Here is a 15,022-nt window from a genome sequence, read left to right as displayed (position 1 = left end):
CCCGGAAGTTAAGCTTCCCTGCGCCGATGGTACTGCACTCGGGAGGGTGTGGGAGAGTAGGTCACCGCCGCACAATCTTTCAAGGGAAGGGTCTCGACGCCAGGTTCTGGTGTTGGGGCCCTTTCCGCATGTCCGGACCCCTTTTTCCCGCATGGCCGGGGTCATCGGGTCGTCTTCGCATGGCCGAGGGTCTTTTCGGAGTGTTCCCAGGCTTGGAAGGTTGAGGTCGGGGGTTCTGGGGTGACTTGTGCTCTTTCGTTGCATTCAGGCGATCTTGCTGGGCGGGATTAGAGCGTGGGAGCTGGGGGCTTTTCGGGCATGGTGAAGTTCTGGTGGCGGTGGGGTGGTGGGCGGGTCACTCTGGGAGTGTGACGGGTTCTCATACTTCAGGGCAGGCGTCGGTGCAGGTGAGACGGCGGCGCCGGCGATTGCGGGTCCTTGCGTGGACGGTTGCGCCGGTTGCGTGCACGCTGGTGCTGGCGGGGGTTGTGGACATCGTCGCTGAGATGTTCGGGGTGCCGGGGTCGGTGCTCGCTGTGCTGGATGAGGCGGACAGCTTGATCAGCATCGCTGTCGGGGGTGTGGGATTGGTGGTGGTGACGGTGATGGTCATACGGACGCCGGTGGTGCCGCCGCGTGCGGGAGACGGTGGCGAAGCAGGGCAATTGGAGCGTTCCATATCCGTTGGAGAGGGGAATCCGGGAGTGGCCATGACGGGTGATGGGGCGACGGCCGTCAATGTGGGGCGGGTGGATGTGGCCGGGGACGTGCGGCTGGAGTCGCGGGCGCAGGTGCCGACGCGGCCGGTTCAGCTTGCGCCGCGGCCGCCGCTGCTGCTGGGCAGAGAGGAGGTGATCGGCGAGGTCAGGGAGCGGTTGCGGCGGGGGCCTGGGCGGCCGAGTGTGGTGGCGTTGCACGGGCTCGGTGGTGTGGGGAAGACGAGTGTGGCCGTTGAGTACGCCCATCGGTATCAGAGTGACTATCAGCTCGTCTGGCAACTGCCGGCGCACGATTCTGCGGTGTTGTCGGCGGCTTTTGCGCGGTTGGCGGCGTTGCTGGGGTTGCGGGAGACGGCCGACGCGGCCGATCCGGTGGATCAGGTGCATGCGGCGCTGGCCGCGCGTACGGAATCCTGGCTGCTGATTTTCGACAACGCGCCGGATGCCGGGACGGTGCGGCGGTATCTGCCGCCGGCGGGGCCCGGGCATGTGGTGGTCACCAGCAGGTCGGGGAGCTGGCCGCCGGAGCAGGGGCTGGAGGTGCCGGTGCTGGACCCGGACCCGGGGGCGGAGCTGGTGCTGGCGAGGTCGGGGCAGGAGGACGCGGTGACCGCCGCGGCGGTGGTGGCGGAGCTGGGCGCGTTGCCGCTGGCACTGGAGCAGGCGGCGGCGTTCATGGCGGAGACGGGGCTGCGGCCGGCCGAGTACCTGGAGCTGCTGCACGACCAGCGGGCCGAGCTGCTGGATCAGGGGCAGCCGTGGGGGCATCGGGAGCGGGTCACGACGACGTGGCAGCTGTCGTTCAGCAACCTGGAGCGCACCAGCCCGGAGGCGATCGCGCTGCTGCGGGTGCTGGCGTGCTGCTCGCACGAGCCGATTCCGTACCAGCTGCTGCTGTCGCCGCTCGAAGGGCGGGCGCCGCGTGAGGTGCTGGCGGCGGACCTGCGCAGGCAGCGGGCGTACGGACGGCTGCCGAGCGCGCGGCTGCGGCGGGTACGTGAGGTGCGGCCCTGGCTGAGTGCGGTGATGGTGCTCCAGGAGCTGCCGCGCGACCCGCTGGCGGTGAACGCGGCGGTGAGCGCGCTGCGCGGGCACAGCCTGATCAGCCATCCCGCGGACGGCCTGGTCTCGGTGCACCGGCTGGTGCAGGCCGTCACCCTCGACCAGCTCCCGCCGCCCGAGCAGCAGCGGTGGCGGGACGTCGCGGTCGTGCTCCTGGAGTCGGTGCTGCCGGCGGACCCGCTCGACGCCGCCGCCTGGCCCCGGTACGCCGAGCTGCTGCCGCACATCCTGACGGTGCTCACGCCGGTGTCGGCCGGCATGGACAAGACGGCGCAGTACCTGGGGGCGAGCGGCGACTACCGGACGGCGCGGGCGCTGTATGAGGAGATCTGCGCGGCGCTCGCGGCCCGGCTGGGGCCTGAGCATCCGTCCACGCTGACCGCCCGGCACGAGCTGGCGCGGTGGACGGGTGAGCTGGGGGACGCGGCGGCGGCCAGGGACATGTACGCGGAACTGCTGCCGCTGCGGGTGCTGGAGCTCGGGGCCACGCATCCGGACACGCTGGCCATCCGGCACGAGCTGGCACGGTGGACCGGTGAGCTGGGGGACGCGGCGTCGGCGCGGTGGCAGTACGCGAAGCTGCTGCCGATCGGGGAACGGGTGCAGGGAGCGGAGCATCCCGACACGCTGACCATCCGGCACGAGCTGGCGCGGTGGACGGGTGAGCTGGGGGACGCGGCGGCGGCCAGGGACATGTACGCCGAACTCGTGCCGATCCGGGAGCGGGTGCAGGGCGCCGAGCACCCCGACACGCTCGCGGCTCGGGCGAACCTGGCGTTGTGGACCGGCGAGGCGGGTGACCCGGCGGCGGCGCGCGACCGGTATGCGGCGTTGCTGCCGGTTCGCGAACGGGTGCAGGGAGCCGAGCATCCGGCCACGCTGATCACCCGGCACGAGCTGGCGCGGTGGACGGGTGAGCTGGGCGATGCGGTGGCGGCCAGGGACATGTACGCGGCGCTGCTCGTCGTACGGGAGCGGGTGTCCGGCGCCGACCATCCCGACGCGCTGACCATCCGGCATGAGCTGGCGAGGTGGACAGGTGAGCTGGGGGACGCGGCGGCGGCCAGGGACATGTACGCGGCGCTGCTGCCCATGCGCGAACGCGTCCAGGGGCGCGACCACCCCGACACGCTGGCCGCCTGGGCGAACCTGGCGTTGTGGACCGGCGAGGCGGGCGACCCGGCGCAGGCCCGCGACCACTGCGCGGCGCTGCTGCCCGTCAGGGAACGCGTGCTCGGCCCCCAGCACCCCGCCACCCTGCTCACCCGGCACGAGCTGGCCCGCTGGACGGGCGAGCTGGGCGACGCGGTCTCGGCCCGCGACCAGTACGCGGCGCTGCTGGTACGCCACGAGCACGCCTTCGGCGCCGAACACCCCGACACGCTGACGACCCGGCACAACCTGGCCTTCTGGACCGGGCAGGCGGGCGACCCGGAGACCGCGCGGGCCCTGTGTGCGGCCCTTCTGCCGGTGAGGGAACGGGTGCTCGGCGCTCACCATCCTGACGCCCTGACGACGTGGCACAACCTGGCGTACTGGACGGGGCAGGCGGGGGACGCGGAGGCGGCGCGCGACCTGTATGCGGCGTTGCTGCCGATCTGCGAGCGGGTGCTCGGCCCCGAACATCCCGACACGCTGACCGTCCGGCACGAGCTGGCCCGGTGGACCGGCGAGCTGGGCGACCCGGCGGCGGCAAGGGACGCCTACCTCGCGCTGCTCCCGCTGCGCGAACGAGCCTCCGGGCCCGAGCACCCCGACACGCTGACCGTCCGCGCCAACCTGGCCTATTGGACCGGGCAGGCGGGGGACGCGGCGGGCGCCAGGGATCGGTACGCGGCGCTGCTCCCGGTCAGGGAACGCGTGCTCGGCCCCGGCCATCCGGTGACGCGGTCGACGAGGGAGCAGCTCGCCTATTGGACGGAACGGGCCTAGCGCCGCCTCGCCGTCTCAGCGCCGAACAGGTTAGGTGGCGGGGCTGCTCATCGCAGCGTCAGGCGGGCGATGCGGCCGGATTCGCCGGAGGCCCAGCAGGCCAGGTCGCGGGTGCAGCTCACCGTGTCGAACGAGCCGGTGTCGAAGGTCTGCCAGGTCCGGCCGGCCGACCAGGAGACGTCGCTGCCGGACGGGCCTACGGCGATGGCGGCGAAGGGCAGGGGGGCAGCCAGGCGACGCCCGATCGGTAGGCGGGTGGGGGCGTGGTGGCGGGCTGCCAGGAGGCGCCGCCGTCCCGGGTGATCGCGGCGGCGTGGGGTGACGCCTCTTCCGGGCGGTAGTCGCCGCCGACCGCGATGCCCCGGTGCCGGTCGCGGAAGGCCAGGGCGAAGACGCCGCGTGCCGGGTCGGCGGCCGGGATCGGGGTGTCGGCGACCGTCCACGTACGGCCACGGTCGGCCGAGTGGAACACGCGGGAGCGGTCGGCTCCGCCGGTGGCCAGCCAGACGTCCCGCGCGCCGGCCACGGTCAGGCACTGCCCGCTCGCCGCGAACCCCGCCTCGCCGGGCAGCGCCGGCGGCATGCCGTCCGGGGACAGGACCTGCCAGCTCCGCCCGCCGTCGTCGGTGGCGAGGATGCGGAAGCGGCCGTCCACGGGGTCGCTCATCGCGAGGCCGTGCCGCCGGTCGAAGAAGGCGAGGCAGTCGTAGAAGGCGCGCGGCTCGTCGTTCCGGTACGTCTCCGTCCAGGTGCGCCCGCCGTCCTCGGTGCGGTAGACGCGCGAGTCGGTGCCCTCGCCGATGGACAGCGCCACGGCCCGGTCCGCGTCGAACGCCTCGATGTCGCGGAACTGCAGCGCCTCGGTGCCGGGCGGGGAGACGTTCCGCCAGGTACGGCCGCCGTTCACGGTGCGCAGCACGACGCCCTCCGAGCCGGAGGCCCACACCACGTCCCTGCTGATGGGAGCCAGGCCGCGCAGGCGCGCGGTCACCCCGGTCTCCTTGAGCTCCCAGCCGAGCCGGGGCGGGCCTGCCTGGGCGGGCGGCGAGACGAGCAGCGGGACGAGCAGCGGGGCGGCCAGGACGAGAGCCGCCGACAGCGCGCACCATGCGCAACGAAGCCTCATGCCGGGCAAACTAGCCCAAAGGATCAACGTCGTCCATGCTCGTCGCACGCTCGGCGTCCGGGGCGAGGAACGCCGAGACGAGCGCGTTCACCCGCTCAGGGCACTGCCGGTTCGACCAGTGGCCGACGCCTTCCAGCAGCTCGAAGCGGGCGCCGGGGATGAGTGCGGCGGCGGCTCTCGTACGGGCCTGGGGCACGCCGATGTCCTTGTCGCCCTGGACGAGCAGGACGGGGCAGGTGATCTCGGGCAGGCGCGGGCGCAGGTCGACGCGCATGCGGAGGGGACCGATGGAGCCGTTCTGCCAGTCGGACGAGCCCGCGCCGCCCGCCCGTACCTCGTCGAGGATCTCGTCCACGATCTCGTCGAAGTCCGGGACAGGCCCCGCGAACAGCGCCCGGCGGGCGAACGACGCCACCTGCGCGCGCGTCCTGAGCAGCGCGCCCGGCAGCGTCCTGTTGAGCAGCGGCAGCTTGGCGGTGAGCCAGAGGAGCTGGTGCACGACGGGCGGGAACGCCAGGATGCCGGCCGGGGCGAGCGCCACTAGCCGGTCCACGCGGCGCGGATGCTCGATGGCGGTGGCGAGCGCGAGCGCGCCGCCCTGCGACAGGCCGACCAGGGCGGCCGAGCCGAGGCCGAAGTGATCGAGTACGTCGGTGACGCAGCGCAGCATGCGCTCGTGGGTGGCCCGGCCCTGCCACGGGCGGCTCTTGCCCTGCTTCGGCCAGTCGGGCGCGAGGACGAAGTGGTCCGGCGCGAGGACGGGGATGAGACGTCGCCAGCTCAGCAGCGCGTTGTCGACGCCGGCGCCGCTGAGCAGCACCACCGGCGGCGCCTCGGGGTCGCCCGCGACGTGGACGTGCAGGCGGCCCTCGGGGAAGGTCAGGTACGTGCCGCGCGGCTCGCTCATCCGCCGCCCCCGTTCGCGGCGCGGTGAGCTTCCCAGCGCTGCCACAGCGCCGGCAGCTCGCTCTCCAGGAAGCGGTAGAGCTCGTTGACGTTGTCCAGGCGCCTGCGGCGCTCGGGCGAGCCGCCGGCCAGCACGCGCAGGCCGGCCTCGGTGATCTCGCGGAAGGCGGCCGTCTTGGCGTAGCGGGCGGCCAGCATGCGGCTCCACCCGTCGGGCGCGATGCGGAAGTACTCCTGCCGCTCGCCCCTGCGCCGCACGCCCTCGACCAGTCCGCTGGGTGTCAGGAGCCTGGTCGCGCTGCTGATCGAGCTGCGGCTGACGCCCAGCACCTCGGAGAGCCGGGCGGCGCTCTGCTCGGGCGGGTCGCTGATGAGCAGCCAGCCGATCACGCGGCCGGCGATCAGCGGCATGCCCTCCTTGGCGAAGAAGCTCGCGACGTCGTCGACGAAGTCCAGCTCGGCGTCGGTGGGGGCGTCGTCCATGCCGCCATATTACGGTCATTGCAGTCATTACTGCAATGACAGAAAGATTGTCACGTCCGCTAGCCTGGCTGCCGATCAGGCGGACACGGCAGGAGGGACAGCGCATGGACGGTGGACGACCGGCGGACGATGTGCTGCTCGGCATGGTCGCCGACCAGCTCGGCGCAGCCATGGGCGCGCCCTGGGAGGTGCGTGACGGCATGGCCAAGGGGCCCGGCACCCTCGCGGTCGTGCTCGGTGCCGACCACACCGGCCGCCCCTCCCACCTTGACCTCGACTTCGTGCTCAACGTCGACCGGCCGCACGAGACCACGATCTCCGACTGCGTGACCGGATACGGCTCCACCCCCGAGCAGGTCGCCGCCCAGGCCGTACGGATGTGGCTGGACACGACCGGCAGCGCCTTGCTCGAACTCCTCGTGCAGGACGGCTCCCACGCCGCCCACTTCGCCCCCGGCGACCCCGACGGGCTGCCCGGCTGGCATGCCATTCACGGCGGCATCAACGGCTGGGGCGTGGGTGACGAGCACGACGCCGTCCAGCGGTGGGCCGTGCAGCACGCCCTGCTGCCTCCCCTGGCGTCTTCGCTGAAGGGCGCGTTCGATCGCGAGCAGCTGGTGGGGGTCAAGCTGTTCTTCGGCGGCGGCCAGGGCTCGGAGGTCGCGGAGGTCCGCGTCGGCGGCGTCTGCCACGACGCGGCCTCGGAGGCGCTGGCCGAGCTCGGCTGGCCGCGCCCGGAGCGCGGCTTCTCCTACGCCCGCACCTTCGTCCTCCTCGTCCACCAGGACGAGGACTGACCAAAGGCGACGACCCGGACGCCCAAAAGGGACTCGCACGTGGTGGTGCGGGTCCCTTTGTGTGTGGGGTGAGGGATCCATACGTGGTGGTGCGGGTCCCTCTGTGTTTGTGTGGGGTGAGGGACTCGCATCGGGTGGTGTGGGTCCCTCTGCGTGGGGGGTGAGGGCCCGCACGTGGTGGTGCGGGGCCCTTGGGTGCTTCGGAAAGCTACTTGGGGAGGACCAGGAGGGCATCGCCCACTGTGCGCTCCGCGCCGTCCGAGGGGCGGTTGACGACCTTCTTGCCGACCACCATGGCCGTGGAGCCGCCGCCGTCCAGGTTGATCGCCTGGGTGGCGCCCAGCCAGCGCATGAACTGGGCGGCCTCCACGAAGTTCGCGCCGACGGTCTCGCCGGGGCGGCGGCCGTCGATGGTGGCCAGGATGAGGCTGCCGTTGCGGGTCGTGCCGAGGAGGGTGCGGGGGTGGCGGCGGAGGATCATGTTGATCGAGTCGTGCCCGTCCCGCTTGGCGGTGATCTTCACCTTGCCGTTGCGGACCAGCCCCACGCCGCCGGAGATGACGTGCAGGTCGGGGGCGAGCTTGAGCGCCCGCTTGGTACGCAGGTCCACGACCTTCGTCACGATCTTGACGGTCCAGCCCTGCCAGGCGTGCTCGTTGATCCAGTCGGCGGCCAGGCCGTTGCCGTGCAGCACGCGCATCCCGGCGGCGACGGCGGCGCCGGACGCGCGCAGGCCGACGACCTTGCCGTTGGCGTCGAGGACGGCGTCGGTGCCGCCGGAGGGGGTCTTGGCGCCCCACTCCTCGGTGTAGAGGACCAGCTCGTCGGTGGTGGCGGCCCGGTTGACGCCGTTGACCTCGACCTTGGTGCCGTCCTGGGAGACGGCGGTGACGTCGGTCCTCAGCTCGGTGATCTTCGCTGTACGGCCCTTGAGCACGACGGCGGAGCGCCCGGGCACGGCCTCGCTCAGCAGCCGGCCACCGACCACGGAGGCGCCGACCGGCTCACCGCGCAGCGCCTTGGAGGTGTGGATGTTGAAGAAGCCGCCGTTGACGCCGACCAGCGCCTTGCCCGCCTTCACCATCGAGGAGACGGTCTCGCGCTTGGCCACGCTGCGGCCGAGGGAGGCGGCGTACGAGCCGCGGAACACCCGCGAGTCGACCATGACGACCTTGGCGCTCCACGGGCCGGTGGTCTTGAGCCCGTCGTCGCCGAGATAGTCGACCTTGACCTTCAGGCCCGCTTCCTTCAGCTTCTTGGCGGCCTTCTCGGCCTTCTTCTTGTCCTTCAGCGGCCACATGCCGACGCGGACCATGTAGACGGTCTGCGAGGGAGCGTCGGCGACGCCCGGCCTGACCACCTTCTGGACGCTGGGCGTCTCGCCGGCGGCCTCCACTTCGGCGGCCTTGGCCTCTGCGGTGTGCTGCATCCCGTAGTCGCGGCCGCTGGGCATCAAGACGGTCAGCGTGTAGCCGTCGGTGGCGGAGCCCGCCTGCACGTCGTACAGGTCGATGCCCTGCGTGACGGTGGTCATCGTCTTGGTCGGCACGGGTCGCGCGCCCAGCGGGAACTTCGCCGACGGGAACCGTACCGTGCGCTGTTCCGCGGTCGCGGGCAGCGCCGTGAGGGCGAGCGCCGCGGCTATGGCCAGGCCGCCGGCGATCGTGCGTCGAGACATGAACTCTCCATAGGGCGGTGCAAGGGACCGCACCATAGTGGCGAGATCAAGGACCCCGGGGCAGGAGAACGCGCCAACTGGGTAAAGAGGTTACGAGATTGACATCGCCCTCCAGTACCATGCGTATATGACTTGTATCCGCATGTGGTGGCGGCCGGCAGACGGCCGCTGATTCGCCCATGCGGGGGCCGTCCCAGAGACGGCCCTTCACATCATGCGAGGTCCTCTCCGGGGCGGCACGAGACCCAGGAGAGATCCCATGAACGACGTCGTCCTGACCGGTGACCGCCCGACCGGGCCGCTGCATCTCGGCCACTACTTCGGCTCCCTGGCCAACCGGGTCGAGCTGCAGGGCCGATATCCGATGTACGTGCTGGTCGCCGACTACCAAGTGATCACCGACCGCGACACGCCGGGCGAGATCCGGCGTAACACCACGGACCTCGTGCTCGACTACCTCGCGGTCGGCATCGACCCGGCGCGGGCCGTGATCTTCCAGCACAGCGCGATCCCCGAGCTGAACCAGCTCCTGCTGCCCTTCCTGAGCCTCGTGTCGGTGGCGGAGCTGCGGCGCAACCCCACGGTGAAGGACGAGATCGCGCACAGCTCGCAGCGGGCGGTGAGCGGGCTGATGTTCACCTATCCGGTGCACCAGGCGGCCGACATCCTGTTCTGCAAGGGCACGCTGGTGCCGGTGGGCAAGGACCAGTTGCCGCACGTGGAGGTGACGCGGCTGGTGGCGCGGCGCTTCAACGAGCGTTACGGCCCGGTGTTCCCGCTGCCCGAGGCCATGATGGGGGAGCAGCCGCTGCTCAAGGGACTCGACGGCGGCAAGATGAGCAAGAGCAGGGGCAACGCCATCGCCCTGTCGGCCACCGAGGACGAGACCGCCGCCCTCATCAGGAAGGCCCGCACCGATGCCGAGCGGCACATCACCTTCGACGAGGAGCGCCGCCCCGAGGTGGCCAACCTGCTCACGCTGGCCGGGCTGTGCCTCGGCCGGTCGCCGCGCGAGCTGGCCGAGGAGATCGGCGACGGCGGCGCGGCGACGCTCAAGCGGGTGACGACGGAGGCGGTCAACGAGTTCCTGCGGCCGATCAGGAAGCGGCGGGCCGAGCTGGGCGAGGGCGACGTGCGCCGGATCCTGGCCGAGGGGAACGTGCGGGCGCGCGAGCGGGCGGTGCTGACGCTGGAGGAGGTGCAGCAGGCCATAGGCTTGTCAGCTTCTCGGTCGTGAACGACCGAGCTTGCAGCTCCTCGCCGTCGATGGCTTCGACGGTCCGGTCCGCGTCAGGCAGCGTGACTCACTGCCCAGCCCGTCGCACCGCGTGAGGCGATGTTCCGGGCTGCGTTGACGTCGGCGTGCTCAGCGAAACCGCACGACGTACACGAGAAGGTGGCCTGGTCAGGCCGGTTGCGCTTGTCCACATGCCCGCAGTGCGAGCACTGCTGTGAGGTATGGGCCGCATCCACGGCGATCACCGCCACTCCTGCCCGGACCGCCTTGTAGGCGATGAAAGCTCCGAGCTGATGGAAACTCCAGGAGTGCAGCGTGACCCGCTGGGGCTTGCGAAGCCGTACCCGCTTGCGGATGCCCTGGAGATCCTCCAGAGCGATCCCGCGCCCGGTGCGTTCTGCCTCGGTCACGATGCTTTTGGCGATGACGTGGTTGACCTGCGCGGCGAACCGCGCCTCTCGACGACGCCGCCGTTTCAGCAGCCGCTTGGCGGATTTGGTCCGCCTGGCCTGCAGGCGGCGGCGAAGCCGGCGATGACGGTGGCGGACCGCGTTCAGTCCCTTGCCGCAATGACGGACCCCATCGGAGGTGGTGGCGATGTTGGCGATACCCAGATCCACCCCGACGAAGCCGTCCGGTTCCGACAGCGGCTGCTCGGCCACCTCGACCGTGGCATGCAAGAACCACATCCCATCCCGGCAGACCAGATCCGACTCACCGCGTCGATGGGCGGCCAGCAGCGCCAGTTGCCGCGCCGAGCCGGTGAAGGCCACCCCTTTCAGCCGCCCGGCGGTCGTCCAGATCGACACCGTCCGCGCATCATGCTGCCAGGACAGGCACCGATCGTCATACGGCTGCGCCGCCGACGATCGGAAAGAGATCGGCCGGGCCTCGATGCCGGCCCGGCGTGATGAGCCCAGCCTGCCCAGGTTCCCGGCGGCCAGGTTGGCGTGCAGGGTGCGATAGGCGTCGCACACCTTCTTGATCACATGCTGGGCGGCCTGGGCGGCCAGCCCGAACTCGGCCTTGACCCGGTCGTAGGTGTGCTTGCGCAGGTCGAAGGTGCGGAAACAGCGGTGCTGGAACGCCAGTGCCGCGACCAGATTCGCCGCTCGGTTGACGGCGTCCAGGGTGGCTTCCAGCGCCGACGCCTGCTGCGGCGTCGGCAGGAGCTTCACCTGCACCACCAGTTTCACAGTCGAACACACTATCGTTTGGTCCCTGTCGCCGCGATGGGAACCCAAACCCCGATATCCGCACAGGGCGAACCGTCGTCTCCACGCTGCATGCCCATTCGGTCTTCACATCCACGTACCGGCGCGGGGTGTTCACCGACGAACTCCTGCGTCGCTGTGACGAAATCATGATCGAGGTATGCGACAGCTTCGGCGCCGACCTGGTCGAGTTCAACGGCGAGCACGACCATGTCCACCTGCTGGTCCACCACCCTCCCAAGGTCACGCTCTCGACGCTGGTCACCTCACTCAAAGGCGTTTCCGCCCGGCGCCATCTGTGGGGCGGGCACTTCTGGTCGCCCAGCACTTCGCCGCCTCCTGCGGCGGTGCGCCCTCGAACATCATCAAGGAGTACATCGAGAACCAGACACGGCCAGGCTGATCCGCCCACCCGAACCAGCCGTCACGCCACCGCTCAGGCCTGGAGACCCCCGGCGCCGTCGTTTCCTCCCAGGCGTAAACGCCCGGGGTTCCACGCCAGATTCGGCTGAACGCCGCCGGGAACGAGCGTTCGCCCGCGCGCCTGACGAACGCCCGCGTCAGCGGTTCTCCCTGCGGAAGGACTCCAGCGCCAGTAACGCCACATGCAGGGACAGGCAGGACTCGACGTCATCGAGGTCGGTGTCGAGGATGCGCTCAAGGCGGCGCAGCCGGTCGTAGAAGGCGGGCCTGGACAGGTGGGCCTTCTGGGCGGCGACCGCCTTGTTGCGCCCGCAGTCGAGGTAGATGCGCAGGATGCGGGTCAGGTCGCCGCCGCGCTGCGCGTCGTGGGCCAGCAGCGGGCCCAGCTCCCGCTCGGCGAACGTCTGCAGCCGCGCGTCGTCGCGCAGCAGGTGGAGCAGGCCGCGCAGGCGCAGGTCTGGCAGGCGGTAGTAGGCGCGGCCGTCGGGCTGGCGGACCGCCACCTCGGCGACCTGCTCGGCTTCGAGGAAGCTGCGGCGTACGTCCTTGATGGACTCGACGACCGAGCCGGCCGCCAGCACGAACGCGGCCCCGCACAGGCCGCGCAGCCGCTCGGCGAGCACGGTCAGCGCGGGCTCTGCCTGGGTGCGCGGGGGGAGCGGCAGCAGCACGCCCACGCGCTCCTGGTCGAGCGCGCCCACCAGGGCGGGCAGGCGGGCATCGCGGCAGGCGGCGGCGGTGCACTCGGCCAGCTCCCCGAGCTGCGCCTGCCCGTCGAGCGCCTGGTCGATGTGCTCGGTGGGCCGGATGACCACGCTGATGAGCCGCCGCCCGGTGAGCGGCACGCCCACCGCGCGGGCACGGGCGGCGGCCTCGTCGGGGTCGGCGTAGGCGTGGGTGAGTATGCCGGTGAGGATGGTGCCGTGGGCCTGGCGTTCGAGCGACTCCTGGTGGCGCTCCAGCAGGCGGCCCAGGGCGAGCGTGGTGGCGGCCCGCTCGGCGAGCACCATGTCGCGCGGTGACGGCTTGCTGTCGCAGAGCAGGATGAGCCGCCCCCAGTCCTGCCCGCGCGCCCCGACGGTGGTGACCAGCCAGCCGGAGGCCGGATCGTACGCCGTGCGCTCGGCCGGCGCGACCGCCCGCGACCTGGTCTCCCACCCGGCGAGCAGGGCGCCCGCGTCGCGCCCCGCGGACTCGCAGGCCAGCACCTGGTGGGCGAGGTTCTCCAGCAGCACGGGCCGGCCGGACAGCCGGGCCACCTGCGCCAGCACCTCGGCGGGTGACGCGCCCTCGACCGACAGCTCGGTGAAGACCTCGTGCAGCTGCTCGGAGGCGCGCAGCTCTTCGAGCTGGATGTCGATGATCCGGGAGTGCACCGATTCGGTGATCTGGACGAACGGGGTCTCCCTGGTCAGCACGATGACCGGTAGGCCGTGCTCCTCGGCGGCCTTGGTCACCGCGCGCGGCAGCTCGCGGACGAACCTGCGGCCCAGCTCCACGACCAGCCCCGACGCCCCGACGGAGGAGAGCTCGCCGATGTAGTCGGCGAGTTTCTCGGGGTCCTCGGGCAGGGCGACGCCCGTGGTGAGCACGAGCTCCCCGCCGCGCAGGAGGTGAGCGATGTCGGCGATCTCGCCGACGTGCACCCACCGCACCTTGGTGTCCAGCCGGTCCGCGCCCGCGACCACACGCGGGCTGCCGCGGCGCACGGTCTCCAGGGCGAGGACGTCGGCGATGGTGGGGAGCACGGGGCAGAGCCTAGCCGATCAACCTGTAAGAACGCCCACGGGGTGAATGACACGTTGTCGGACATGTCATGGGTTGAGATCCTCTTCGCGATATTCCCGGCGGGGTTCGCGAACGCGCAGCTCGACGCGGCGAATCTTGCCGGAGATCGTCTTCGGCAGGTCGTCGAATTCGATGCGCCGCACCCGCTTGTACGGCGCCAGCTCCCTGCGGCAGTGCTCGAAGATCGACCTCGCGGTGTCCTCGCCGGGTTCGAAGCCGGGAGCCAGCAGCACGTACGCCTTCGGCACCGCCAGGCGTACCGGGTCGGGGGCGGGCACCACGGCGGCCTCGGCCACGGCCGGGTGCTCCAGCAGCACGCTCTCCAGCTCGAACGGCGAGATGCGGTAGTCGGAGGCCTTGAAGACGTCGTCGGTCCTGCCCACGTAGGTGATGTAGCCGTCCTGGTCGCGGGTGGCGACGTCGCCGGTGTGGTAGAAGCCGCCGCGCATCGCGTCGCCCGATCCGCCGACATATCCGGACATGAGGCCGAGGGGGCGGCGGTCGTCCAGCGGCAGGCAGATCTCCCCGTCGTCCCCCTGCTCGCCGGTGACCGGGTCGATCAGCACGACTTCGTAACCGGGCAGCGGGCGCCCCATCGACCCCGGCCTGACCTGCTCGCCCGGCGCGTTGCCGATCTGCGCCGTCGTCTCGGTCTGCCCGTAGCCGTCCCTGATCGTGATGCCCCACGCCTTGGCGACCTGGTCGATGATCTCGGGGTTGAGCGGCTCGCCGGCGGCGACGGCCGTGCGCAGGGGCAGCCTCCAGGCGGTGAGGTCCTCCTGGATGAGCATCCGCCACACCGTGGGCGGCGCGCAGAACGTGGTCACCCGCTCGTCGCGCAGCACCTCCAGCAGCGCGGGCGCGGAGAAGCGCCGGTAGTCGTGGATCAGCACGGTCGCCCCGGCGTTCCAGGGGGCGAAGACGTTGCTCCAGGCGTGCTTGGCCCAGCCCGGCGATGAGACGTTGAGGTGCACGTCGCCCGGCCTGATCCCGATCCAGAACATCGTGGACAGGTGGCCGGTCGGGTAGGAGGCGTGGGTGTGCTCGACCAGCTTCGGCTGGGAGGTCGTGCCGGAGGTGAAGTAGAGCAGCAGCGTGTCGTCGGCCCTGGTCGGCGCGTCGGGGGTGAAGAACGTGCCCGCCTCGTACGCCTCGTGGAAGGGCAGCCAGCCGAACGCGTCGCCCACGGCGATCTTCGTGTACTCGCCGGCTCCGAACTTGCCGGCGTCGGCCGCGTTCGCGATGACGTGGGACACCCCGCCGCGCTGGATGCGCTCGGTGACGTCCTTCGCGGTCAGCAGCGTGGTGGCGGGGATGATGACCGCGCCCAGCTTCATCGCGGCGAGCAGCGCCTCCCACAGCTCGGCCTGGTTGCCCAGCATGAGCAGGATCCGCTCGCCCCGCCGCACGCCCTGCTCGTGCAGCCAGTTGGCGACCTGGTTGGAGCGGGCCGACAGCTCGGCGAAGGTGTAGGAGGCGCTGCTCTCGCCGACGATCTTGAGAGCGACGGCCTCGGGGGTATCGGCGGCCAGCACCCCGTCGAACCAGTCGAGCGCCCAGTTGAACTCGGCCGGTCTGGGCCAGCGGAAGTCGCGCCTGGCGGTGCCGGGGCCGGCGTCGAGGAGGAAGTCGCGGGCGGCACGGAAATCGCTCATGC

General features: G+C 71.4%; 11 protein-coding genes and 1 pseudogene. 4 read left to right on the top strand and 8 right to left on the bottom strand.

Features of this window, described 5'->3' with window-relative positions; translation table 11 throughout:
* Positions 1-379 precede the first annotated feature (379 nt).
* Complete coding sequence (locus tag AB0K18_RS39835) at positions 380-613, bottom strand: hypothetical protein (RefSeq protein ID WP_364925671.1); 234 nt, start codon at positions 611-613, stop codon at positions 380-382.
* A gap of 97 nt (positions 614-710) precedes the next feature.
* On the opposite strand from AB0K18_RS39835, the gene fxsT reads away from it, so the two are divergent.
* A complete protein-coding gene (fxsT, locus tag AB0K18_RS39830; RefSeq protein WP_364925670.1) occupies positions 711-3,713 on the top strand; it encodes an FxSxx-COOH system tetratricopeptide repeat protein in 3,003 nt (1,000 codons plus the stop codon).
* 196 nt (positions 3,714-3,909) lie between these two features.
* Here the strand turns inward: fxsT and AB0K18_RS39825 are convergent, their stop codons facing one another.
* From AB0K18_RS39825 to AB0K18_RS39815, 3 genes are read right to left on the bottom strand one after another with little or no spacing between them, the layout of a single operon-like run.
* A complete protein-coding gene (locus AB0K18_RS39825) occupies positions 3,910-4,839 on the bottom strand; it encodes an oxidoreductase (RefSeq protein ID WP_364925669.1) in 930 nt (309 codons plus the stop codon).
* 10 nt (positions 4,840-4,849) lie between these two features.
* Entirely contained in the window at positions 4,850-5,746 is an 897-nt protein-coding gene (locus AB0K18_RS39820) for an alpha/beta hydrolase (protein WP_364925667.1), read from the bottom strand.
* Positions 5,743-6,228, bottom strand: a complete 486-nt coding sequence (locus AB0K18_RS39815) for a MarR family transcriptional regulator (protein WP_364925666.1) — start codon at positions 6,226-6,228, stop codon at positions 5,743-5,745. Before AB0K18_RS39815 ends, AB0K18_RS39820 begins: the two co-directional genes overlap by 4 nt.
* A 104-nt stretch (positions 6,229-6,332) precedes the next feature.
* Here AB0K18_RS39815 and AB0K18_RS39810 point away from each other — a divergent pair, with 104 nt between their 5' ends.
* A complete protein-coding gene (locus AB0K18_RS39810) occupies positions 6,333-7,025 on the top strand; it encodes a DUF6348 family protein (protein WP_364925664.1) in 693 nt (230 codons plus the stop codon).
* Between the two features lie 208 nt (positions 7,026-7,233).
* Here AB0K18_RS39810 and AB0K18_RS39805 read toward each other — a convergent pair whose 3' ends face one another.
* A complete protein-coding gene (locus AB0K18_RS39805; RefSeq protein ID WP_364925662.1) occupies positions 7,234-8,703 on the bottom strand; it encodes a phosphodiester glycosidase family protein in 1,470 nt (489 codons plus the stop codon).
* 259 nt (positions 8,704-8,962) lie between these two features.
* Here AB0K18_RS39805 and trpS point away from each other — a divergent pair, with 259 nt between their 5' ends.
* Positions 8,963-9,940 (top strand): tryptophan--tRNA ligase, encoded by a 978-nt coding sequence (gene trpS / locus AB0K18_RS39800; RefSeq protein ID WP_364925660.1) that lies wholly within the window; start codon positions 8,963-8,965, stop codon positions 9,938-9,940.
* A 53-nt stretch (positions 9,941-9,993) separates the two neighbouring features.
* Here trpS and AB0K18_RS39795 read toward each other — a convergent pair whose 3' ends face one another.
* Positions 9,994-11,136, bottom strand: a complete 1,143-nt coding sequence (locus AB0K18_RS39795; protein ID WP_364925658.1) for a transposase — start codon at positions 11,134-11,136, stop codon at positions 9,994-9,996.
* A 56-nt stretch (positions 11,137-11,192) separates the two neighbouring features.
* On the opposite strand from AB0K18_RS39795, the pseudogene tnpA reads away from it, so the two are divergent.
* Positions 11,193-11,557, top strand: a pseudogene (gene tnpA, locus AB0K18_RS39790) (IS200/IS605 family transposase).
* Positions 11,558-11,714: 157 nt separating this feature from the next.
* Here the strand turns inward: tnpA and AB0K18_RS39785 are convergent.
* Together AB0K18_RS39785 and AB0K18_RS39780 are read right to left on the bottom strand one after the other, a co-directional pair.
* Positions 11,715-13,325: a PucR family transcriptional regulator ligand-binding domain-containing protein gene (locus AB0K18_RS39785; RefSeq protein WP_364925656.1), complete on the bottom strand. Its 1,611-nt coding sequence runs from the start codon at positions 13,323-13,325 to the stop codon at positions 11,715-11,717.
* A gap of 66 nt (positions 13,326-13,391) precedes the next feature.
* Complete coding sequence (locus tag AB0K18_RS39780) at positions 13,392-15,020, bottom strand: AMP-binding protein (RefSeq protein ID WP_364925654.1); 1,629 nt, start codon at positions 15,018-15,020, stop codon at positions 13,392-13,394.
* Between the last annotated feature and the right edge of the window lie 2 nt (positions 15,021-15,022).

This window comes from Nonomuraea sp. NPDC049421 (assembly GCF_040677005.1).
Lineage (GTDB): Bacteria > Actinomycetota > Actinomycetes > Streptosporangiales > Streptosporangiaceae > Nonomuraea > Nonomuraea salmonea.
The sequence above is the reverse complement of the archived record's forward strand: the minus strand, read 5'-3'. Positions and strand labels throughout refer to the sequence as shown.

Excerpts from the sequence above, each read along its gene's own strand:
- AB0K18_RS39835 (WP_364925671.1), bottom strand. The coding sequence starts at position 613 with ATGACCATCACCGTCACCACCACCAATCCCACACCCCCGACAGCGATG.
- fxsT (WP_364925670.1), top strand. The coding sequence starts at position 711 with ATGACGGGTGATGGGGCGACGGCCGTCAATGTGGGGCGGGTGGATGTG.
- AB0K18_RS39825 (WP_364925669.1), bottom strand. The coding sequence starts at position 4,839 with ATGAGGCTTCGTTGCGCATGGTGCGCGCTGTCGGCGGCTCTCGTCCTG.
- AB0K18_RS39820 (WP_364925667.1), bottom strand. The coding sequence starts at position 5,746 with ATGAGCGAGCCGCGCGGCACGTACCTGACCTTCCCCGAGGGCCGCCTG.
- AB0K18_RS39815 (WP_364925666.1), bottom strand. The coding sequence starts at position 6,228 with ATGGACGACGCCCCCACCGACGCCGAGCTGGACTTCGTCGACGACGTC.
- AB0K18_RS39810 (WP_364925664.1), top strand. The coding sequence starts at position 6,333 with ATGGACGGTGGACGACCGGCGGACGATGTGCTGCTCGGCATGGTCGCC.
- AB0K18_RS39805 (WP_364925662.1), bottom strand. The coding sequence starts at position 8,703 with ATGTCTCGACGCACGATCGCCGGCGGCCTGGCCATAGCCGCGGCGCTC.
- trpS (WP_364925660.1), top strand. The coding sequence starts at position 8,963 with ATGAACGACGTCGTCCTGACCGGTGACCGCCCGACCGGGCCGCTGCAT.
- AB0K18_RS39780 (WP_364925654.1), bottom strand. The coding sequence starts at position 15,020 with ATGAGCGATTTCCGTGCCGCCCGCGACTTCCTCCTCGACGCCGGCCCC.